Raw genomic sequence first — 20391 nt, 5'->3', positions numbered from 1 at the left:
GGGCAGGATGCCCGGTGTGGATCCTGAGCGCGCCGACCTGCTGATCTCCGACGCCGACCTCGTCGCGACCGTCGACGACGCCCGCCGCGAAGTGCCGGGCGGGTGGGTGGCGGTCACCGACGGCGCGGTCAGCGGCCTGGGCGGTCCGGGTGACCCGCGGCCGGACGCCGTCCGCACCATCGACGCGCGCGGCTGCCTGGTCACGCCCGGGCTGGTCAACACCCACCACCACCTCTACCAGAACCTGACCCGCGCCTTCGCTCCAGCGCTGACCGGCGGCCTGTTCGACTGGCTCGTGACGCTGTACCCGCTGTGGGCGCGGCTGGACGAGGAGGCCGCCTACGTCAGCGCGTACGTCGGGCTCACCGAACTGGCGCTCGGGGGCTGCACGACGTCGACCGACCACCTCTACGTGCACCCGCGGGGTGGGGGCGACCTGATCTCGGCGGAGGTGGCGGCCGCGCGCGACCTCGGCATCCGGTTCCACCCGACCCGCGGCTCGATGTCGCTGTCGGTGAAGGACGGCGGTCTGCCGCCGGACTCCGTGGTCCAGGACGACGACGAGATCCTGGCCGAGTCGCAGCGGCTGGTCGCGCGGCACCACGACCGCTCGCCCCTGGCCATGACCCGCATCGCGCTGGCGCCGTGCTCGCCGTTCAGCGTCTCGACGTCGCTGATGGCGCGCACCGCTGAACTGGCCGCGCGGCTCGACGTGCGGCTGCACACGCACCTGGCCGAGACCCGCGACGAGGAGGCGTTCTGCCTCGAGACGTTCGGCCGACGACCGGTCGACTACCTGGCCGACGTCGGCTGGATGACCGGCCGGACGTGGCTGGCGCACGTCGTCTGGCCCTCGGCCGAGGAGGTGCAGCGGCTGGGCGCGGCCGGCGTGGGGGCGGCGCACTGCCCGTCGTCCAACATGATCCTCGGCAGCGGGCTGGCGCCGGTGATGGAGCTGCGGGCCGCCGGGGCGCCGGTCGGGCTCGGCGTGGACGGTTCGGCATCGGCCGACTCGGCGTCGTTGTGGCTGGAGTCCCGGATGGCGCTCCTGCAGGGGAAGCTGCGGGGCGGCGCCGCCTCGATGACGGCCCGCCACGCCCTGGAGATGGCCACCCGCGGTGGGGCGGCCTGCCTCGGCCGGTCCGGCGAGATCGGCGAGCTCTCGATCGGTGCCTGCGGCGACCTCGTGGTGTGGGGCCTGGACGGGCCGCAGTTCGCGGGCGCGCTGTCCGATCCGGTCGAGGCGTGGCTGCGCTGCGGTCCCGTCGCGGCGCGGCACACCGTCGTCGCCGGGCGGCTGGTCGTCGAGAACGGCGTCCCCGTCCACGCCGGCCTGGACGAGCAGCTCGCCGTCCACCGCCGGGTCTCGGAGCGCATGCAGGCCCGCTGAGCAGCCAGAACCGCGGTTCGGGTCCACCCTGGCAGGAGCCAGAACCGCGGTTCTGGCTGCTCAGAGGGCGGCGGCCAGGGCCTCCAGGTCGTCGACGGAGGCGTCGAGGTGCGGGGAGATCCGCAGCACCGGGCCGGTCATCTCGCCCGGTGCCCGCTCCGGCCCGATCGCGCTGACGACGATGCCGTGCTCGGACAGCAGGGAGCTCCGCGTCGCGACGACGTCCACGCCGTCCGGTGGGCGGAGGGTGGTCGTCGCGGTGGGCTCGTCGTGCGGCTCGACGACCTGCCAGCCGCCGACGCCGTCCACCAGGTCGCGGGTCAGCCGGCCGATCGCGACCAGCCGCTCGCGCACCCGGTCCACGCCGGCTGCGAGGTGCTCCCCCATCGCGATCACCAGACCGACGCGGCCGGCCACGTGCGCCTCGCCCGACTCGAAGGCCCGCATCGGCGGTACGCCCTCCGGCTCGGGCAGCACCGGTGTGAGTCGGGCGGCGATCGCTGGGCGCACGCACAGGAAGCCGACGCCGCGCGGCCCGGCCAGCCACTTGCGCGAGGTGCCGTACACGACGTCGGCTCCGACGTCGGTGTCGGTGTGCCCGAGTGACTGGGCCGCGTCGAGGACCAGCGGCACCCCCGCCTCGCGGCACAGCGCGGCGACCTCGGCGGCGGGCTGCAGCAGCCCGCGGTGGCTCGGGATGTGCGTCAGGTGGACGAACGCCGGCGGGTCGTCGGTGAGCAGCCGGGCCACGCGCTCGGGCTCGGCCCGCCCGATGCCGTCGACCGGAAGTGGCTCCGGCCGCAGTCCGCAGGCGCGCAGCTGGGCGATGTTCGGGGCGTACTCCCCCGGCAGGCAGGCGACCCGTGAGCCGGCGGGCAGCCGCCATCCGGTGAGCAGCGCGACCAGCGCCGCCTGCGCCGACTCGACGAAGGCGACGTCGGCGGCGGCCATGCCGGCCAGCCCGCCCAGCACCGACCGCCCCTGCTGGAGCAGGTCGTCGGCGGTGGCCTCGGCCACGTAGCCGCCGAGCTCTGCCTCGTGCCGCGCGTGGTGCGCGGCCGCCTCCAGCACCCGGTGGCTCTGCCGGCTCATCGCCGCGCTGTCGAGGTGCCGGCCCGCCGGCCGCGGACGCGCCTTGCGCCAGGCGGCGGCGAGGTCCTCGTGCGGGAGGCGGTCGCCGGTCAGCTCTCCAGCTCCCCTCGCGCGACCGAGACGCCGGAGTGGGTCGGGTCGCCGTCGAGCTCCTCGACCGACACGTCGACGATCGGGAACCGGCCCAGGTCGAGACCGGCCGGGATCTCGAAGGTCTGCGTGCCGGGCCGGGCCACGCCGAGGGTGACCATGCCGACGACGTCGGAGTCGATCAGCCAGACCTCGTAGTACTCGCCCTCGAGCGCCGGGGCGTCCAGGTCGACCCGGACGATGCGGGAGCCGTCGGCCTGCTCGATGATCTCGGCCCGGCCGGAGGCCTCGTTGTCGGCGAGCGGGTCGAGCGTGACCGAGGTCACCGGCTGGCCACCCTCGTCGCGGTCGAGCACCGCCATGACACCGGCACCGACCACCGCGCCCGCCACGGCGGCGGCGACCGCGAGCAGTACCGGACGGCGCGGGCGGCGCAGCGGGACGACGGTGGCGTCCGGCCGTTCGTCGTCCGCGTCGGGCCCGGCAGGTGCGGGCGGGACCGCGAGGACGTCGGCCCGGGGGGCGCTGGTGGCGCCCGTGGCCGCGGCGATGGCCTCCCAGACACGCGGCGGCGGTGGCACGGAGGCTGCCGGCGCGGCGAACTCGGGGACGGCGAGGACGTCGACGGCCCGCCGCAGCGAGGCGACCTCGGCCTGGCAGCGGTCGCAGGAGGCCAGGTGGGCGTCGTCGTCGGCGGACAGCGGCTCGCGCAGCGCGGCGAGCGCCAGGTCCTCAGGCGTGCAGTGCGGCACCGTCCACCTCCAACCGGGTGCGCAGTCGTTCCAGCGTGCGCCGGATGTGGGACTTCACCGTGCCGAGCGGGATGCCCGTCCGGGCCGCGATCTGGGCGTGCGTGAGGTCCTCGAAGAACGCCAGCTCGATGATGCCCCGCTGCGGCTGTCCCAGGAGGTCCAGCTCGTCGAGCAGCAGGACCCGGTCGGCGACTGCCGAGTCGACGCCTCCGCTGGTGGGCCGCGACGGCGAGGCCTGCAGGTCGGAGATCGCCGCCTCGGCCTGTCGGCGCTCCCGGTCGCGGCGTGCCCAGGTGTCGGCGATCTTGTGCCGGGCGACACCGACCAGCCACGCCGGCAGCGGTCCCTTGTCCGGCCGGTACCCGGCGCGGCCGGTCCAGGCCGAGACGAACGTCTGCTGGGTGACGTCCTCGGCGTCCGGTCCCGGGCCGAAGGCGCGGACGGCCATGCCGTGCACCTGGCCGGCCCACCGCTCGTAGGCCCAGGCCAGCGCCTGCTCGTCGCCGGCGGCGAACCGCCGCCCGACCTCCTGGTCGTCGGGCTCCACGGCGCCACGCGCGGGGGCACGGCGTCCGGTTCCACGCAGGGGACGCTACCCATGGAGGCGGGGCGGATGTCCAGAAGGCTCATGACACGCGTTCCGCGACGACCACCACGTTGTCCCGGTAGCTGCCGAATTCCGGGAGGAAGGGACCGCCGCAGGTCACGAGGGTGAGCCGCGGCGGGCCGGTACGGGCGAAGATCCGGTCGACGGGGAGCACCCGCTTCTGGATCAGCTCGCGGGTCACCACGCGCCAGGTCGTGGTCGCCCCGGTGGCGTCGGTGACCACGACGTCGTCGCCGACGGCGGCCTCGCGCAGCGGAGCCATGGCGCCCAGGCCCTGCTCCCGGCTGTCCACGTGCCCGGCGAGGACGGCGGAGCCCTCCTCGCCGGGGACCGGTCCGAAGCGGTACCAGCCCACCCGGTCGATCTCGGCGGGAATCGTCATCTGGCCGTCGGCCTCGACACCGACCGCGTCGACGGCGGCGTCGACGCCGCGCGCCGGCACCGACAGCCGCACCGGCGCGGGCAGGGTTTCCACGGCTCCCGGTCCGGCCGGCCGCGTGGCGACCGCCGGTCCCGCCGGCGCCGACGGGCGAGGCGGCGGTGTCGGGCGAGGCGGCGGTGTCGGGTCGGCGAGGACGGCCTCCACCGGGGCGCCCGCCGCCGCCGGCGGCCGGGTCAGGCTCCAGACCGTCGGGGTGCCGACGGCCAGTGCCAGGCCCAGGACCGCTGTGACGGCGGCGGGACGCACGGGAGTTCCTTCCTCTGCGATGGTTCGGTCAGGCGTTGCTGCGGGCGTTGCCGGTGGCCAGCCTCAGGGCGCCCGCCGCCGCGGCGACGACACCGACGACCGTGAGCGCGGCCAGCGGCGCCGGCAGCGACGAGCCGTCGTCCACCAGGCCGCCGGTTCCGCCGGGGACGCCGGACGGCGACGAGTGGCTGCCCGAGATCGTCTGGACGGCGAGCTGCAGGTTCTCGGACTCCGCCGAACCCCACGCGTAGACGATCGTCGTCGTGCCCTCGGCGAGGTCGAGGTCGGCCGGGCCGATCGCGACGGTCTCGGTGCCCGCGAGGACGACGTCGGCCGAGACGGTGCCGGCGGGCACGGTCAGGGTCGCCTCGTTCGGGTTGGTCAGGCCCGGCGCGACGACCTGCCCGCCCGCGCGGATGTCGACGGCGGGCGCCGCCGCGGTGTGCCGGACGGTGGCGCGGGCCTGGCCGGCGGGGATGGCGGACACGTCGTTGACGAAGGGCGTCAGCGTGGGCTGGCCGCCTTCGTCCAGGTGCGCGACGACCGTGGCGTTGACCCCGGCCGGCACGTCGGCACTGCCGCCGAAGAGCGCCTCGCCGGATCCGTCGGCGGCGTCGGCCGCGAAGATCTGGATGTCGTAGCTGCCGGCCGGCAGCTGCTGCGGATCGGTGAGGGTGCCGGGCTGGAAGTCGTCCAGCAGGCGCTCACCGTTGACGTAGACGTCGACCGGCGTGTCCGGCACGGCGTGCAGGATGGAGACGGTGGCCGTGTCGGCCGCCGTCGCGGGGGTGGCGACGAGAACCAGCGCGCCGGCGGCACCGACAGCACCGGCAGCGCGGCTGAACGTGCGGATCGTGCTCACGACATGTCCTCTCTGGATGGGAACTGCCTTGTGCTCGCTTCTTCCGGCGGTGCGATCGGATTGGATGCAACCGATCGGCGGCGGGCGGGTTCGGGCAGGATCGGACCGGTGAGCACCGACCGGGACCGCGACGCCGAGGGCCGTGCTCGCAATGCCCGCCCGCGCGACGCCCTGGGCCGCCCGCTGCCCTACGGGGAGAGGGGCGAGGACCGCGCGCCCGAAGGGGTCGTGCGGGCGCCGGCGCAGTCGCTCACCGAGGCGCAGGCGCTGCTCGACGCGGGCCGGCCCTTTCACGCGCACGAGGTGCTCGAGGACGCGTGGAAGTCCGCGCCCGAACCGGAGCGGGAGCTGTGGCGAGGGCTGGCGCAGCTGGCGGTCGGGCTCACCCATGCCGCCCGGGGCAACGCGCGAGGTGCGGCCACCCTGCTGGACCGCGGCGCCGGCACCATCGCCCCGTTCGCGGCTGCGCCGCCGCACGGCATCGACGTCCGCGGCCTGGCCGAGTGGGCCCGCTCGCTGGCCGCCGACGCGGCCGCCGGGCGCGACCTCGACGTCCGCCCGCCCCGGCTGCGCGGCTGACCGGAGTGCCACGGGCGCGCTTGCCGCGCCCTGGCACTCCACTCGCGGCGGGAGCACACTGCCGGGCGTGAGGAGCTTCGAGGCCGGTACCCGCATCGCCGCGAGCCCGGCTGAGGTATGGGCCCTGCTGACCGACGTGGGGGGCTGGCGCGACTGGGACTCCGGCGTCGACCGCGTCGAGGGGCGGGTGGCCCTCGGGGAGACCCTGACGATCTACGCCACGATGATCCGCACCCGGCCGTTCTCGGTGACGGTCACCGAGCTGCGGCCCGGCGAGGCGATGCGCTGGCGCGGCGGGCTGCCCTTCGGGCTGGCCGTCATCGAGCGCAACTACACCCTCGACGCGCAGGAGGACGGCAGCACGGTGCTCACCGTGCGCGAGGACCACGCCGGGCCCCTCGCCGCGCTGCTCGGCCGGACGACGCCGGACCTCAACCCGTCCTTCCGCCAGTTCTGCGCCGGCATCAAGGTGCGGGCGGAGCAGCGTGCGTCCAGTTCCACAGTCTGACTCGTCATGACGACCGGTCCTGGGATGAGACGATGGCGGCCGAGATGAGCACCGAGACCGCGCCCGCCGTCGGCGAATCAGCCCCCGTGTCCGTCCCCCGCGGGCCGGTCACCTCCGCCTCCTACTCGATCACCGTGCGGCTCACCGCCGACGGCGACCCCGCGTCGATCGGTCGCATCGCGACCGCCGTGGGCTCGGCGGCGGCGCGGTCACCGCCATCGACGTGGTGGACAGCCGCTCGGACGGGCTGACCGTCGACGTCACCTGCTCGGCCGCCGACGCCGCCCACTCCGAGGAGATGGTCGAGGCCCTGCGCAACGTGCCCGGCGTGACGGTGCGCAAGGTCAGCGACCGCACCTTCCTGCTGCACCTGGGCGGCAAGCTCGAGGTCGCGTCGAAGGTGCCGCTCAAGACCCGTGACGACCTGTCGATGGCCTACACCCCCGGTGTCGCCCGTGTCTGCCTCGCCCTGGCCGACCACCCGGAGGACGTCCGCCGGCTCACGATCAAGGGCAACACCGTCGCCGTGGTCACCGACGGCTCCGCCGTCCTCGGGCTCGGCGACATCGGACCCGGCGCGGCCATGCCCGTCATGGAGGGCAAGGCCGCGCTGTTCAAGCGGTTCGCCGACATCGACGCCTGGCCGATCTGTCTCGACACCCAGGACGTCGACGAGATCGTGCGCACCGTCGAGCTCATCGCGCCCGGCTTCGGCGGCATCAACCTCGAGGACATCGCCGCCCCGCGGTGCTTCGAGATCGAGAAGCGGTTGCGCGAGAAGCTGGACATCCCGGTCTTCCACGACGACCAGCACGGGACGGCGATCGTCGCCCTCGCGGCGCTGAAGAACGCGCTGCGGGTCGTCGACAAGCGACTGCCGGACGTCAAGATCGTGGTCGCCGGGGGCGGGGCGGCCGGGACGGCGATCGTGCACCTGCTGCTCGAGGCCGGTGCGGGGCAGGTGCTCGTGTGGGACCGCGAAGGCATCCTGTCGCCCGACGACGACCGGCTGGGCACGGCGAAGCGGGAGCTCGCGCAGCTGACCAACCCGGGCAGGATCCGCGGCGAGCTACCCGACGCGCTCGACGGTGCCGACGTCTTCATCGGCGTGAGCGCGGGCAACGTGCTGGCGGTCGAGGACCTCGCCCGGATGAACGAGCGGGCGATCATCTTCCCGATGGCGAATCCGACGCCCGAGGTCGACCCCGTGCGGGCTCGCGAGTACGCGGCGATCGTGGCCAGCGGCCGGTCGGACCTGCCGAACCAGATCAACAACGTGCTGGCCTTCCCCGGCGTCTTCCGCGGGCTGCTCGACGCCCGCGCCACCGAGATCACCGACGGCATGCTGCTGGCCGCCGCCGACGCGCTGGCCGCCGTCGTCAAGGACGACCAGCTCAACGCCAACTACATCATCCCGAGCGTCTTCGACCACGAGGTGACGACGGCGGTCGCGCACGCCGTCGCCGAACAGGCACGGCAGGAGCCCGGCGCCACCGCCCAGGTCAGCGGCATCGAGACCTCCCCGCGTAGGCGGGACCGGGTCGGGCCGGGTGGGGCCCGGAGGGTCCCGCGATGGGGCGACGGTGGGGCTCAGCCGGTCGGGGGACGGCACGTGGCCGCGGTGTCGTCCGGAGGACGACAATGTCGCGGTGCCCGAGTTGCCCGAGGTGGAGGCGCTGGTCGCGTTCCTCCGCGAGAACGCCGTCGGCCGCGTGATCACGCGGGTCGACCTGGCCGCCGTCCAGGCGATCAAGACTTTCGACCCGCCGCTGACCGCGCTCGCCGGGCTGGAGGTCACCGGCGCGAGCCGGCACGGCAAGTTCCTCGACATCGACGTCTCGGGCCTGCACCTCGTCGTCCACCTGGCGCGGGCGGGCTGGGTGCACTGGCGGAGCAACCTGCCGCCGGCGCCGCCCAAGCCGGGCAAGGGACCGCTCGCCGTCCGCATCCACCTCGAGGAAGGTGAGGGCTTCGACCTGACCGAGGCCGGGACGCGCAAGAGCCTGGCGGTCTACCTGGTCCGGTCGCCGTCCGAGGTGCCGGGCATCGGCCGGCTGGGGCCGGACGCGCTGCAGGTCGACCGCGAGACGTTCGCGATCCTGCTGAAGGGCCGGTCGGGGCAGCTCAAGGGCGCGCTCACCGACCAGACGCTCGTCGCCGGCATCGGCAACGCGTACTCCGACGAGATCCTGCACGCCGCCCACCTGTCGCCGTTCAAGATGGCCGACAAGCTCAGCGACGACGAACTGGTCCGTCTCTTCGACGCGATGCGGGCGACGCTGACCGACGCGCTCGACCGCCAGGTCGGCCAGAAGGCGGCGACGCTCAAGGGCGAGAAGCGGTCGGGGCTGATGGTGCACGCCCGCACCGGGCTGCCGTGCCCGGTCTGCGGCGACACCGTCCGCGAGGTCAGCTTCGCCGACACCTCCCTGCAGTACTGCCCGACCTGCCAGACCGGCGGCAAGCCGCTCGCCGACCGCCGGCTGTCGAAGCTGCTGCGCTGAGTGGAGTCCCACGGGCGCGGAATCCGCGCTCTGGCACTCCGCTCAGCTGAGCAGGCGGAGCGCCCGCGTCGCGACCCGCACCAGGAGCGCGCTGCCCGGCCCCTGGGTGTGCACGTGCGCGTCCTCCTGCACCGACCCGACCGCCGTCCACCAGTCCTCGAGCTGCGGCGGGTCGAGCACGTCGACCCGGCCGCCCGGCTTCGGGACGACGACCTGCGCGCCGGTGCGCTCCGCGGCGGCGAGCAGCCGCTGCACCGGCTCGGGCCAGCGGTGGAACGCCAGGTTGAACGTCGCCCAGTGGATCGGCAGGAGGACGCCGCCGCCGAGGTCGCCGTGCGCCCGCATGGCCTCCTCGGGGTCCATGTGGATCGCGTGCCAGGCGTCGTTGTAGGCGCCGATCGGCAGCAGGGTCAGGTCGAACGGGCCCAGGCGGGCCCCGATGCCCGCGAAGGCGGGCGTGTAGCCGGTGTCGCCGCCGAAGAAGACCCGGTGCCGGGGGCCGGCGACGACCCAGGACGCCCACAGGGTCGTGTCCCGGTAGAAGTAGCGCCCGGAGAAGTGCCGGGCCTCGGTGCAGGTCAGCGTGAGGCCGCCGACCGTGTGCGATCCGTCCCAGTCCAGCTCCACGATGCGCTTCTCGGGCACGCCCCACTTGCGCAGGTGCTCGCCGATCCCCAGCGGGACGACGAACGGCGCCGACTGGGTCTCGAGCAGCACTTCCACCGTGGGCAGGTCGAGGTGGTCGTAGTGGTCGTGCGAGATGAGGACGGCGTCGACCTGCGGCAGCGCGGTCAGCGGCACCGGGTTCTCGTGCAGCCGGGTGGGTCCGAAGACGGGCGACGGCGAGACGCGGTACCCCCACACGGGATCGACCAGCACCCGCTGCCCGTCGACCTCCAGCAACGCGCTGGCGTGCCCGAACCAGGTGACGGCGAGGTCGGCGGCCTCGGCGGGGATCTCGGCGTGCGCCAGCGGGATCGGCCCGCCCGGCAGCCCCACGTGCCGCTCCTCGTGCCACTGCCGCAGCAGGCCGTCGCGCGTGTTGGCCGGGGCGAGGGCGGGCGTCTCCAGCGTGTTGTGGAACTTGCCGTCGTAGAAGTGGGGCGACCCGGCGACGACGGGGCGCAGCCGGCGGCGGTGCGCGCCCAGCGCCCGGGGCAGGCCCCAGGCAGCGCGCGCCACGAAACCTGCGGGTGCGGCGAGGGCGGCGGTGAGCGCGGCGCGGCGGAGCAGGGGCACGGCCCCAGTGTCCCAGCCGGAGGGGGCCGACCGGCGGGTTCCGGTCCGACGTCACACCGGGTCGCGGCCACCGGACCCCGTGCCGCTCGGCCGGCCCGCCGTGCGGCCGGTCCGGCGGTTGGTCGCGCGTTCGGCCGAGGCAGGGATCAGTCGTCGGGAGTGGGGTCCTGCGGAGCGTCGAAGTCACCCTGGCCGGGCGGCTCGGCGGCCACACCCGCGGGCATGGTGACCTCGCCGGCCTCCTCGAAGACGAAGGTGACGTCGATGACCTCGCCCGAGGTGAGCGACGTCTCCAGGTTCCGCAGCACGACCGAGGGGGCGCCGTCCGGCTCCAGGTAGAGGTTGTCGTCCTCCTCGACCCGGAGTGCTCCTTGCGTGCCGTCGTCCCCGATCAGGACCGCCTCACCGAAGTCCTCCCCGCGCACCGCCACCAGGGCGTCGTCGGTGCGCGACGTGTTCGCGATGGCCGCGTACAGGGGTACCTCCTCGTCGGTACCCCAGACGCCGTCCTCCGGAAAGGCCAACTGCAGGGCGGTGATCGTGATGTCCTCGCTGACGGCTTCGTCGGCGCCGGGGTTGCCGCCGGCCACCTCCTCGCCGGGGACCTCGAGAGGGGCGTCGTCGTCCTAGCCGCAGGCGCCGAGTGAGAGCGCGGCGGCCAGCATGGCCGCGGCGAGTCGGGGGGTGCGCATCGTCGTCCTTTCCATGGAGGGTGAGGCTCGTGGCCTACCCCCGGGCCGGCAGCAGATGCCAACTGTTGCCAGACTGCAACAGAGACGTGGAGGTGACCTGTGCGCGCGGACGACGATGTGCTGCTCGACCTGGCCCGGGCCGTCGTCGGGCTGTCGACCCGGGCGGCCGACAAGCTCGGCTCGGTCTCGGTCGTCCAGCTCCGGGCGCTGAGCGTCCTCCGCGAGCTGGGGACGGCGACGCTGCGTGACCTCGCCGCGCACATGGGTGTCACGGTCTCGACGACCAGCCGGCTGGTGGACAGGCTGGTCGCTGCCGACCTGGTCGACCGCCGGCCGTCCCCCCGGAGCCGGCGGGAGCTCGAGCTCCGGATCGCGCCGACCGGCCGGGCCACACTCGACCGCTACGACGAGCTCCGGCTGAGCCAGCTGCGGTCGGCGCTGCTCAGCGTGCCGCCCGCCGAACGGGCGGACGTCCTGGCGTTGCTGGGCCGCTTCGCCGCGGCGGTGCCGACCGCGCCGATCGAGGAGCCGACGGCGTGAGCGACGCGACGCCGGAGCCCGACGAGGAGGGCGGCGACCCCGCGTGCTGGCTGCGCAGGGTGTGCCCGGCCTGCGGGCGCATGGCCGACGAGGACCCGCCCACCCGGTGCCCCGCCTGCGGTGCGGAGCTGCCGGCGGAATAGGTCAGGCAGCGGGCCGCCGCCGTCGGGTCAGCGCCCGGAAGTCGCAGAGCGCCTCGCGCAGCGCCGTCCCCCGGCCGTCGGCGGGCACGTGCACCTCGTCGCGACGGTCCAGCGGCAGCCCGTCGATGGCGAGCGTCTCCTGGGAGCGGACGTCCTCCTCGAGGATCCGCTGCTGCAGGGCCACCTGGTCGGCGACCGCGCCCGGCCGGGGCAGTGGCGGCCCGGGCCGGCGGACATGAGCACGCGGACGTAGATGCGCGTGGAGTCCAGGTCCTCCGGCTGCAGCAGGTAGACGAGCGTGGTGGTCGCGCCGGAGTCGGGGAACTCCTGCCGCAGCCGCAGCTGGAACGGCGCGCGGTAGGTGTAGCTGGTGCGCCGCCGCTGGCGCAGCGGCCGCTCGCCGGTGAGGACGTCGGGATCGAGCGGGTTGTCGCACCACTGCTCCTGCCCGCTGCTGAATCCGCCCGGCTCGGGCACGACGACTGCCGGGGCCACCTCGCCGGCGTCGGCCCCGCCGATCGTCGCGGCGTGCACGAACGGGCCGTGCGTGGCGTCGAGGAAGGTGTCGGCCAGCGGTCCGGCCGGGCCGGGGGAGCGGACCGGGGGCAGCCAGCCGGTCACGAACCGGCGGTCCGCGGCCTCGGGGACCGCCAGCGGCTCGTCGACCGGCTCGGCCGGGGCCAGCCAGAGGACGCCGAGCCGCTCGCGCACGCCGAAGGCGGGCGGCTCGACCTCGAGCGCGCCGCCGTCGCGACGCAGCAGCCAGGTGCGGCCGAGCAGCCGGACCTGGAGCCAGCCGCCGACCCGCAGTTCGCGGGACAGCGCGACGGGATGCCACGCGTGCTCGAGTGCGGAGTCCAGGTTGTCGAAGACCGGGCCCGACGGCTGGCGCGGCGGCGGGGCGGCCTCCGGCTCGGGGGTGGCCGACGGCCGCGGCGGGGCAGCGGCCGTCGGCACGGGTGCGAGCCAGACCCAGCCGTGCCGTTCCTCCACCGCCCACGGCTGGGCGAGGTCGGCGCGCGGCGTGGGCGAGCCCGCCGGCCCCAGGGAGGGGACGTCGACGCAGCGGCCGTCCCCGTCGAAGCGCCAGCCGTGGGCCGGGCATCGCAGCCGGCCGTCGACGACCGTCGCCGCGGTGAGCGGTACCAGCCGGTGCGGACACCTGGCCGGGAAGGCGCTCACCTCACCGCCCGGCCGCAACCGGACGACGACATAGCCCGTGCCGCCCGCGCCCACCGGCACCGGCGTCGTCCCCACTTCGGAGCCGCGCGCCACCGCGTACCAGCCCGCGGTCCCTCGTCCCGTCGTGCCCATGCCGCAGTGGACCAGGGCCGGATTTCCCGCGCGTTACCACCGAGGACGCGCTTTGCGACGATGTCAGCCCCTACGGAGCGCAGGCTCCGCGCGGAGGGAGGACGGGGGACCGGCGATGCGCGACTGGTGGCGGTGGCTGCGACCCGGCCATCTCGGCACGGAGGCGGAGCAGGCGACCTTCCGGACCCTGCACTCCGCCTCGCTCACCGCGCCCGAGCTGCGCTCCGGCCTCACCAGCGGCTCCGCCGAACGCGCCGTCCGGCACCTGCGGGACCTGCTGGGCGTGCCGGCGGTCGCGCTGACCGACACCGTCGGCATGCTGGCGTGGGACGGCCGCTTCGGGCACCACGAGCGGGACACGGCGGGTCTGGCGGCCCTCGTGCTGGAGTCGGGCAACACCGTGGTGCGCAACCGCGCGGACTTCCCCTGCGCGGACGCGGGGTGCGGGCTGCGGCAGGTGGTCGTGAGCCCGCTCGTCGTGGAGGACCGCGTCGTGGGCACCCTGCAGGCCTTCACCCCGTCGGCCTCCGCCGGGCTCGTCCGGGCCGCGACCGAGGTCGCCCGCTGGGTGTCGGGCAACCTGGAGCTGGCCGAGCTCGACGCCTCGCGCACGCGGCTGATGGAGGCCGAGGTGCGGGCGCTGCGGGCGCAGATCAGCCCGCACTTCATCTACAACTCGCTGACCGCGATCGCGTCGTTCGTGCGCACCGATCCCGAGCGGGCCCGCGAGCTCATCCTGGAGTTCGCCGACTTCACCCGGTACTCCTTCCGCCGGCACGGCGAGTACACGACCCTGGCCGAGGAGCTGCGGTCGATCGAGCGCTACCTCGCGCTGGAGAAGGCGCGGTTCGGCGACCGGCTGCAGGTCACGCTCCGCGTGGCGCAGGAGGTGCTGCCGGTCGCGGTTCCCTTCCTCTGCCTCCAGCCCCTGGTGGAGAACGCCGTCCGGCACGGTCTGGAACGCAAGCCGGGGACCGGGACGGTGACGATCATCGCCGCCGACCAGGGCGGCGAGTGCCTCATCTCCGTCGAGGACGACGGTGTGGGGGAGGACCCGGACAAGGTGCGGCGGGCGCTCGCCGGCGACGCGTCCGTCGACTCGGTGGGCCTGGGCAACGTCGACGCCCGGTTGCGCACCGCGTTCGGCGACGACTACGGCCTCGTCGTGGAGACCGGGCCCGCGGCGGGTACGAAGGTCGTCGTGCGAGTCCCCAAGTTCGCCCCCGGAGTGCGCCCGTGATCGCCGACCGGCTCACCGTCCTCGTGGTCGACGACGAGCGCCCCGCCCTGGAGGAGCTGCGCTGGCTGCTCGAGCGCGACGAGCGGATCGGCGCCGTGGTGACCAGCGACTCGGCCACCGACGCGCTGCGCCTCCTCCAGGAGCGGTCCGTCGACGCCGTCTTCCTCGACATCCGGATGCCCGGTCTGAGCGGGGTGGACCTGGCGCGCGTGCTGTCCCGGTTCAAGGCGCCGCCCCCCGTGGTCTTCGTGACCGCCTACGAGGACCACGCCGTCGACGCCTTCGAGCTCGGCGCCGTCGACTACGTGCTCAAACCGGTCCGCGACGACCGGCTGGCCGAGGCGGTCCGCCGGGTGGTCGGCGCGCGGGCCGGCGGCTCGGCCCCGGCGGACGACGACATCGCCGTCGAACTGGGCGGCGTGACCAGGTTCGTGCCGCGCTCCAGCGTCGGGTACGTCGAGGCGCAGGGCGACTACGCCCGGCTGCACACCCCGTCGGGCAGCCACCTCGTCCGGGTGCCGCTGACCACCCTGGAGGAGGCCTGGAAGGACGCCGGCTTCGTGCGCATCCACCGGTCGTTGCTGGTGGCCCTCCAGCACGTCGAGGAGGTGCGGATGGACACCGGCCGCTGCTCGGTCGTCGTCAACGGCATCCAGCTGGGCGTGAGCCGCCGGCACACCCGGGAGCTCCGCGACCTGCTGGTCCGCCGGGCCCGGCCGGGAACCTCGGGCAGGGCGTGACGATGTCGGACACCGCGCCCCGCCGCGTGCGCGTCACCAGCCCGCGCACGGTGGCCGCCCGTGCCCAGCGCGTTCCGGCCGCGAGCGAGATCGACGCCCAGACCGTGCTGGGCGAGGTGTACATGTCCTCGCTCCTTCGCTCGCAGCTGCGGCTGGCGCTGATCGCGCTCGGGACCCTCGCGGTGCTCGTCGGCGGCATCCCGCTGGTGTTCTGGCTCCTCCCCGACCTGTCCACCGTCATGGTGCTGGCCGTGCCGCTGCCCTGGCTGCTGCTGGCGTTCGCGGTCTACCCGTTCCTGTTCGCGACCGGCTGGCTCTACGTACGCGCCGCGGAGCGCAACGAACGCGCCTTCACCGACGTGCTGGACCGCTCGTGAGCCGGGACGTCGGCCGGCCGTGACCGCCGCGGGGTTCAGCGTCATCGGCGTCACGGCCGTCTTCGTGGCCACCCTGGCGGTCGGCGCCTACGGCTGGCGGTTCTCCCGCACCACCAGCGACTTCTTCGTGGCGTCCCGCACGGTGCGCCCGGCCCTGAACGCCTCGGCGATCGGCGGCGAGTACCTCTCCGCGGCGTCGTTCCTCGGCGTCGCCGGCCTGGTGCTCGTCTTCGGCACCGAGATGCTCTGGTACCCGGTCGGCTGGACGGCGGGGTACCTCGTCCTGCTCGTCCTGGTCGCCGCGCCGTTGCGGCGCTCCGGCGCCTACACGCTGCCCGACTTCGCCGAGAGCAGGCTGGAGTCCCGCGGCGTCCGCCGGTTGTCGGCGCTGCTCGTCGTGGCGATCGGCTGGCTCTACCTCATGCCGCAGTTCCAGGGCGCCGGGCTGGCGCTGACGGCCGCCACGGGCACCGGTCCCTGGCTGGGCGGCGTGCTGGTCGCGGCGGTCGTGCTGGTGAACGTGCTGTTCGGCGGGATGCGCAGCATCACGTTCGTCCAGGCGTTCCAGTACTGGCTCAAGCTCACCGCGCTGCTGTTCCCGCTGCTGTTCATGGTGACCGTGTGGCTCGGGGACGGCGGGGTGTCCCCGGCCTCGGTCGGCGTCGTGGACGGTGGCGTGCAGGGTGACTCGTGGGTGTCACCGCTGGCCGGGACCGACCACGAGGTCTACACGACCTACTCGATCATCATCGCCACCTTCCTCGGCACCATGGGTCTCCCGCACGTGGTGGTGCGCTTCTACACCAACCCCGACGGCGCCGCGGCCCGGCGCACCACCCTCTTCGTGCTCGCCCTGCTCGGCCTCTTCTACCTGCTCCCTCCGCTGTACGGCGGCCTCGGCCGGCTCTACGCGCCGGACCTGATCGCCGGCGGCCGGGCGGAGTCGGTGGTGCTGGAGCTGCCCGCGCGCATGCTGGGCGGCACGTTCGGCGACCTGCTGTCCGCCCTGACCACGGCGGGAGCGTTCGCCGCGTTCCTGTCGACGTCGTCCGGGCTCACCGTCGCCGTGGCCGGCGTCATCAGCCAGGACGTGATGGGCCGCCGCTTCGGCGGGGTCCGCGCCTTCCAGGCCGGCGCGGTCGTCGCCGTCCTGGCGCCGCTCGGCCTCGCCCTCGTGACCGAGGGGGTCGGTGTGGCCCAGGCGGTGGGCCTGGCCTTCGCCTTCGCCGCCTCGACCTTCTGTCCACTGCTGGTCCTCGGCATCTGGTGGCGCAAGCTGACCGACGCCGGCGCGATCGCCGGGATGCTCGTCGGTGGCGGCTGCGCCGGCGCCGCGGTCCTGGCCACCCTGCTCGGCGCGGCGCCCGTGGGCTGGCCGGGCGCCCTGCTGGCCCAGCCGGCCGCCTGGACCGTGCCGCTGGCCTTCCTCACCATGGTGTCGGTCTCGCTGGCCACCCCTCGGCGCGTGCCGCGGAACGCCGCCCGCACCATGGTCCGGCTGCACACCCCCGAGTCGGTGCAGCTCGACCGCGGCGCGCCGCCGCGCTGAGCGGCAACCCAGCGGCGACCGCTCGTCCTGCCGGACCTGCCGTACGCCGACTGCCGGTCACCGCTCGGCGCAGCATCGGCACGTTCTCCTGCGCTCCTCCGGGCGCGGTCCTACCGTGACGGGGCTCACACTGCGCCCGTGTGGAGTACCCGCCCAGCCCGACTCTGACCAGGAGGTCGTAGCTTGACCGAGTCCAACGAACGCCGGCTGCTGACGCCGGACGAGTACCTGGCCGCCCAGCGGTCACCGGAGTTCGTCGAGCTCAAACGGCGTTTCCGGCGCTTCGCGTTCCCGATGACCGTCGCGTTCCTGACCTGGTACCTGCTCTACGTCCTGCTCTCGACCTACGCGCCCGACTTCATGGCGACCGAGGTCTTCGGCAACGTGAACCTGGGGATCCTCTTCGGCCTGCTGCAGTTCGTCACGACCTTCGCGATCACGCACCTCTACGTGGCGCACGCGGACAAGAACACCGACCCGATCGCCGACGAGATGCGCACCCGCCTGGAGCACCACGAGTACGCCGGTCCCGGCACCGGCACGTCCAGCGAGGGAGCGACCCGTGCCTGACCTGATCGCTGCCGAGAGCAGCATCGGCGAGCCGGCGATCAACATCTCGATCTTCGGGGCGTTCGTCCTGGTGACGCTCTACATCACCTTCCGCGCCAGCCGCAACAACAAGAGCGCCGCCGACTACTACGCGGCGGGGCGCAACATCAGCGGCACGCAGAACGGCCTGGCCATCGCCGGCGACTACCTCTCGGCCGCCTCGTTCCTGGGCATCGCCGGCGCCATCGCGGTGTACGGCTACGACGGCTTCCTCTACTCGATCGGTTTCCTGGTCGCCTGGTTGGTCGCGCTCCTGCTCGTCGCGGAGCTGATGCGCAACACCGCCCGCTTCACCATGGCCGACGTCCTGGCCTTCCGGATGCGGCAGCGGCCGGTCCGCATGGCCGCGGCCATCTCCACCCTGGCGGTGTGCCTGTTCTACCTGGTGGCGCAGATGAGCGGCGCCGGCGGGCTGGTGACCCTGCTGCTGGGTGTCAGCGGCGAAGCCGCGCAGGCCGTCGTCGTCACCGTCGTCGGTGCGCTGATGATCTTCTACGTGCTGGTCGGCGGCATGCGCGGCACCACGTACGTGCAGATCATCAAGGCGACGCTGCTCATCGCCGGCGCGTTCGTCATGACCGTCTGGGTCCTGGGCAAGTACGGCTTCAACCTGTCCTCGCTGCTCGGCGGCGCCCAGGACCAGGCCGTCGAGGGCCGCAACGTCCTGGCGCCCGGTGCGCAGTACGGGGCCAGCGGCACCTCGAAGCTGGACTTCGTCTCCCTCGGCCTCGCGCTGGTGCTCGGGACGGCGGGGCTGCCGCACGTGCTGATGCGCTTCTACACGGTGCCCACCGCCAAGGACGCCCGCCGCTCGGTGGTCTGGGCCATCTGGTTGATCGGCATCTTCTACCTGTTCAGCCTGGTCATCGGCTACGGCGCGGGCGCGCTCGTGGGTCCGGGCGAGATCCTCGCGGCCCCCGGTGCGGTCAACGCGGCGGCCCCGCTGCTGGCCTTCGAGCTGGGCGGCACGGTGCTGCTGGGCGTCATCGCCGGCGTCGCGTTCGCGACGATCCTCGCCGTGGTGGCCGGTCTGACGATCACCGCCTCGGCGTCCTTCGCGCACGACGTGTACGCGTCGGTGATCAAAAAGGGCACGGTGTCGGGCAACGGTGAGGTGAAGGTGGCCCGCGTGACCGCCGTCGTCATCGGTGCGATCTCGATCGGGCTGGGCATCCTGGCGCTGCAGGCGGGGCTGAACATCGCCTTCCTGGTGGCGCTGGCCTTCGCCGTGGCCGCATCGGCGAACCTGCCGACGATCCTCTACACGCTGTTCTGGCGGAACTTCACCACCCAGGGCGCGCTGTGGTCGATCTACGGCGGGCTGATCTCGTGCGTCGTCCTGATCATCTTCTCGCCGGTCGTCTCCGGCGGGCCGATCAACCCGGCGACGGGGAAGACCACGTCGCTGCTCCAGAACGTCGACTTCTCCTGGTTCCCGCTCAACAACCCGGGTCTGGTGTCGATCCCGCTCTCGTTCTTCCTGGGCTGGCTCGGCACGAAGCTGTCGAAGGAGCGTCCGGACGAGCTCCTGAGCGCCGAGATGGAGGTGCGCGCCTTCACCGGCATCGGTGCGGAGAAGGCGGTCCAGCACTGAGGAAGGACCCCGTCTCCCCCACCCCTCGTACCTCGGGGCGGGACCCTGAGACGGGGCCGACCGAGGCGCGCGTCCCCTGATGGGGGCGCGCGCCTCGCCCGTCCTCGGTGAGCGCCGCGCTGTGGTTGCGAGTGCAGCGCTGTACCGCGGCACCCACCCACGGGGCGGCACTCGGTCAGGCCGCCCGAGCCGGAGCAGGGGCCGGGACGGCGACCGGCGCCATGACGGCGGCATGCCGGCGCCGCATCAGCCACCGGGCGGTCAGCCCGGCGAGGACGACGACGGCGCCGAGCGTGGGCCGGCCGGGCTGGACGAGCGCCACCGCGATCGCGGTCGCGTAGAGGACCGTCAGGAGTGCCAGCGGGACGGGAACGTGCAGGTGCATCGGAACCCCCGGGTCCTCAGGTGAGCAGGTCCTTGGCCTTCTGCAGCAGGTTCTTCGTGTCGGTCTGCGGCGTCGGGTACAGCCGCGGGTCGCCCGGGGGCAGGATCGGCGCGTCGGCCGTGGCCTCGATGCGGCGGGCCGAGAACTCGCCACGGCCGTCGATCGACGGCCCGGAGGCCCAGCGGCCGCTCGCCGCGTCGGCGCCGTCGGAGGCGTCGATGAAGGTGTAGCCGAGGTCGCTTACCTCCTCCTCCAGGGGGAACGCCTCGGGGACGGGGATCCCCTCGAGCCCCTCCTCCTTGAGCTGCTCGATCGCCGCCAGCCACTGCTGCTGGTGGTAGTGGTCGCGGGTGATCAGGAAGCGGAGCAGGTCCTTCACGCCCGGGTCGTCGGTCATGTTGTAGAGCCGGGCGACCTGCAGGCGGCCCTGCATCTCGGCGGTGGCGTTGTACATGAAGTCCGCCATGAGGTTGCCGCTGGCGGTGACGTACGCGCCGGTCCAGGGATTGCCCATGCTGTCCATGTACGAGGCGCCGGCGCCGTTGACGATCGGGTGCTGCGGGTTGTGCTGCCCGTAGCCGGCCGCAGCCTCCTTGGAGCGGTCGGCGGCGTCCGGCTTGAGCGGGATGTGGTCGAGCAGCCGGTCGATCATCGTCACGATCATCTCGACGTGGGCCAGCTCCTCGGTGCCGATGGCGAGCAGCAGGTCCTTGTACTTGCCGGGCAGCCGGCAGTTCCACCCCTGGAGCAGGTACTGGGTGGCGACGGTCATCTCGCCCCACTGGCCGCCGAGCACCTCCTGCATCTTGCGGGCGAAATCGGGATCAGGGGCGTCGGGCTTGGCCTCGTACTGCAGGGCGTGGAAATGGGTGAACACGCAGGTCTCCTTGCGTCGTC

23 protein-coding genes and 1 pseudogene are annotated in these 20391 nt (G+C 73.9%); 14 read left to right on the top strand and 10 right to left on the bottom strand.

Annotated elements, in window-relative coordinates; genetic code table 11:
- Positions 1–16: 16 nt before the first annotated feature.
- On the top strand, positions 17–1390 hold the full coding sequence (locus MVA48_RS15480) for an 8-oxoguanine deaminase (RefSeq protein ID WP_246981591.1): 1374 nt from the start codon (positions 17–19) through the stop codon (positions 1388–1390).
- Positions 1391–1450: 60 nt separating this feature from the next.
- Here the strand turns inward: MVA48_RS15480 and egtE are convergent, their stop codons facing one another.
- From egtE to MVA48_RS15455, 5 genes are all read right to left on the bottom strand, one after another.
- On the bottom strand, positions 1451–2575 hold the full coding sequence (gene egtE / locus MVA48_RS15475) for an ergothioneine biosynthesis PLP-dependent enzyme EgtE (RefSeq protein WP_246989257.1): 1125 nt from the start codon (positions 2573–2575) through the stop codon (positions 1451–1453).
- Positions 2572–3324, bottom strand: a complete 753-nt coding sequence (locus MVA48_RS15470) for an anti-sigma factor (RefSeq protein ID WP_246981590.1) — start codon at positions 3322–3324, stop codon at positions 2572–2574. Before MVA48_RS15470 ends, egtE begins: the two co-directional genes overlap by 4 nt.
- Positions 3305–3871 (bottom strand): RNA polymerase sigma factor, encoded by a 567-nt coding sequence (locus MVA48_RS15465; protein ID WP_246981589.1) that lies wholly within the window; start codon positions 3869–3871, stop codon positions 3305–3307. The genes MVA48_RS15470 and MVA48_RS15465 overlap by 20 nt, the downstream gene beginning before the upstream one ends.
- Positions 3872–3950: 79 nt before the next feature.
- Positions 3951–4619 carry a class F sortase gene (locus tag MVA48_RS15460; RefSeq protein WP_246981588.1) on the bottom strand — a complete coding sequence of 223 codons (669 nt, stop codon included), beginning with the start codon at positions 4617–4619 and terminating at the stop codon, positions 3951–3953.
- A gap of 28 nt (positions 4620–4647) precedes the next feature.
- Positions 4648–5481 (bottom strand): DUF4397 domain-containing protein, encoded by an 834-nt coding sequence (locus tag MVA48_RS15455; protein WP_246981587.1) that lies wholly within the window; start codon positions 5479–5481, stop codon positions 4648–4650.
- Between the two features lie 108 nt (positions 5482–5589).
- Between MVA48_RS15455 and MVA48_RS15450 the strand changes: the two genes are divergently transcribed.
- The 5 genes and pseudogenes from MVA48_RS15450 (at position 5590) to MVA48_RS15430 (ending at position 9072) form a co-directional block, all read left to right on the top strand.
- Positions 5590–6060, top strand: coding sequence for a DUF309 domain-containing protein (locus tag MVA48_RS15450; RefSeq protein ID WP_246981586.1), 471 nt, complete (start codon positions 5590–5592; stop codon positions 6058–6060).
- Between the two features lie 67 nt (positions 6061–6127).
- Complete coding sequence (locus MVA48_RS15445; RefSeq protein ID WP_246981585.1) at positions 6128–6568, top strand: SRPBCC domain-containing protein; 441 nt, start codon at positions 6128–6130, stop codon at positions 6566–6568.
- A gap of 44 nt (positions 6569–6612) precedes the next feature.
- Positions 6613–6819 carry a hypothetical protein gene (locus MVA48_RS15440; protein WP_246981584.1) on the top strand — a complete coding sequence of 69 codons (207 nt, stop codon included), beginning with the start codon at positions 6613–6615 and terminating at the stop codon, positions 6817–6819.
- Between the two features lie 47 nt (positions 6820–6866).
- A pseudogene (locus tag MVA48_RS15435) lies at positions 6867–7982 on the top strand (NAD(P)-dependent malic enzyme); the annotation flags it as partial.
- 136 nt (positions 7983–8118) lie between these two features.
- Positions 8119–9072 (top strand): Fpg/Nei family DNA glycosylase, encoded by a 954-nt coding sequence (locus MVA48_RS15430; protein WP_371821152.1) that lies wholly within the window; start codon positions 8119–8121, stop codon positions 9070–9072.
- Positions 9073–9114: 42 nt separating this feature from the next.
- Here the strand turns inward: MVA48_RS15430 and MVA48_RS15425 are convergent, their stop codons facing one another.
- Positions 9115–10311 carry an MBL fold metallo-hydrolase gene (locus MVA48_RS15425; protein WP_246981582.1) on the bottom strand — a complete coding sequence of 399 codons (1197 nt, stop codon included), beginning with the start codon at positions 10309–10311 and terminating at the stop codon, positions 9115–9117.
- A 146-nt stretch (positions 10312–10457) separates the two neighbouring features.
- Positions 10458–10901 carry a copper chaperone PCu(A)C gene (locus MVA48_RS15420; RefSeq protein WP_246981581.1) on the bottom strand — a complete coding sequence of 148 codons (444 nt, stop codon included), beginning with the start codon at positions 10899–10901 and terminating at the stop codon, positions 10458–10460.
- A gap of 201 nt (positions 10902–11102) precedes the next feature.
- Between MVA48_RS15420 and MVA48_RS15415 the strand changes: the two genes are divergently transcribed.
- Together MVA48_RS15415 and MVA48_RS15410 are read left to right on the top strand one after the other, a co-directional pair.
- Positions 11103–11543, top strand: a complete 441-nt coding sequence (locus tag MVA48_RS15415) for a MarR family winged helix-turn-helix transcriptional regulator (RefSeq protein WP_246981580.1) — start codon at positions 11103–11105, stop codon at positions 11541–11543.
- The gene (locus MVA48_RS15410; protein ID WP_246981579.1) at positions 11540–11686 is read left to right on the top strand and encodes a hypothetical protein; all 147 of its coding nucleotides are present in this window, start codon (positions 11540–11542) and stop codon (positions 11684–11686) included. The genes MVA48_RS15415 and MVA48_RS15410 overlap by 4 nt, the downstream gene beginning before the upstream one ends.
- Before the next feature lie 27 nt (positions 11687–11713).
- Here MVA48_RS15410 and MVA48_RS15405 read toward each other — a convergent pair whose 3' ends face one another.
- Entirely contained in the window at positions 11714–13000 is a 1287-nt protein-coding gene (locus tag MVA48_RS15405) for a Rieske 2Fe-2S domain-containing protein (protein WP_246981578.1), read from the bottom strand.
- A gap of 115 nt (positions 13001–13115) precedes the next feature.
- On the opposite strand from MVA48_RS15405, the gene MVA48_RS15400 reads away from it, so the two are divergent.
- The 6 genes from MVA48_RS15400 to MVA48_RS15375 all read left to right on the top strand — a co-directional run bounded on the left by MVA48_RS15400 (position 13116) and on the right by MVA48_RS15375 (position 19109).
- Entirely contained in the window at positions 13116–14240 is a 1125-nt protein-coding gene (locus MVA48_RS15400; protein ID WP_246981577.1) for a histidine kinase, read from the top strand.
- Positions 14237–14980, top strand: coding sequence for a LytR/AlgR family response regulator transcription factor (locus MVA48_RS15395; RefSeq protein ID WP_246981576.1), 744 nt, complete (start codon positions 14237–14239; stop codon positions 14978–14980). The genes MVA48_RS15400 and MVA48_RS15395 overlap by 4 nt, the downstream gene beginning before the upstream one ends.
- Entirely contained in the window at positions 14977–15357 is a 381-nt protein-coding gene (locus MVA48_RS15390; protein ID WP_246981575.1) for a hypothetical protein, read from the top strand. The genes MVA48_RS15395 and MVA48_RS15390 overlap by 4 nt, the downstream gene beginning before the upstream one ends.
- 19 nt (positions 15358–15376) lie before the next feature.
- Positions 15377–16906, top strand: coding sequence for a sodium/solute symporter (locus MVA48_RS15385; RefSeq protein WP_246981574.1), 1530 nt, complete (start codon positions 15377–15379; stop codon positions 16904–16906).
- A gap of 183 nt (positions 16907–17089) precedes the next feature.
- Positions 17090–17476, top strand: a complete 387-nt coding sequence (locus tag MVA48_RS15380; protein WP_246981573.1) for a DUF485 domain-containing protein — start codon at positions 17090–17092, stop codon at positions 17474–17476.
- Positions 17469–19109: a solute symporter family protein gene (locus MVA48_RS15375; protein ID WP_246981572.1), complete on the top strand. Its 1641-nt coding sequence runs from the start codon at positions 17469–17471 to the stop codon at positions 19107–19109. The genes MVA48_RS15380 and MVA48_RS15375 overlap by 8 nt, the downstream gene beginning before the upstream one ends.
- A 175-nt stretch (positions 19110–19284) precedes the next feature.
- Here MVA48_RS15375 and MVA48_RS15370 read toward each other — a convergent pair whose 3' ends face one another.
- Together MVA48_RS15370 and MVA48_RS15365 are read right to left on the bottom strand one after the other, a co-directional pair.
- Positions 19285–19494, bottom strand: coding sequence for a hypothetical protein (locus MVA48_RS15370; RefSeq protein WP_246981571.1), 210 nt, complete (start codon positions 19492–19494; stop codon positions 19285–19287).
- Positions 19495–19510: 16 nt separating this feature from the next.
- Positions 19511–20371: a manganese catalase family protein gene (locus MVA48_RS15365; RefSeq protein ID WP_246981570.1), complete on the bottom strand. Its 861-nt coding sequence runs from the start codon at positions 20369–20371 to the stop codon at positions 19511–19513.
- Positions 20372–20391: the final 20 nt, after the last annotated feature.

This window comes from Blastococcus sp. PRF04-17 (assembly GCF_023016265.1).
Lineage (GTDB): Bacteria > Actinomycetota > Actinomycetes > Mycobacteriales > Geodermatophilaceae > Blastococcus_B.
This window is presented reverse-complemented; position numbering and strand designations above follow the sequence as displayed.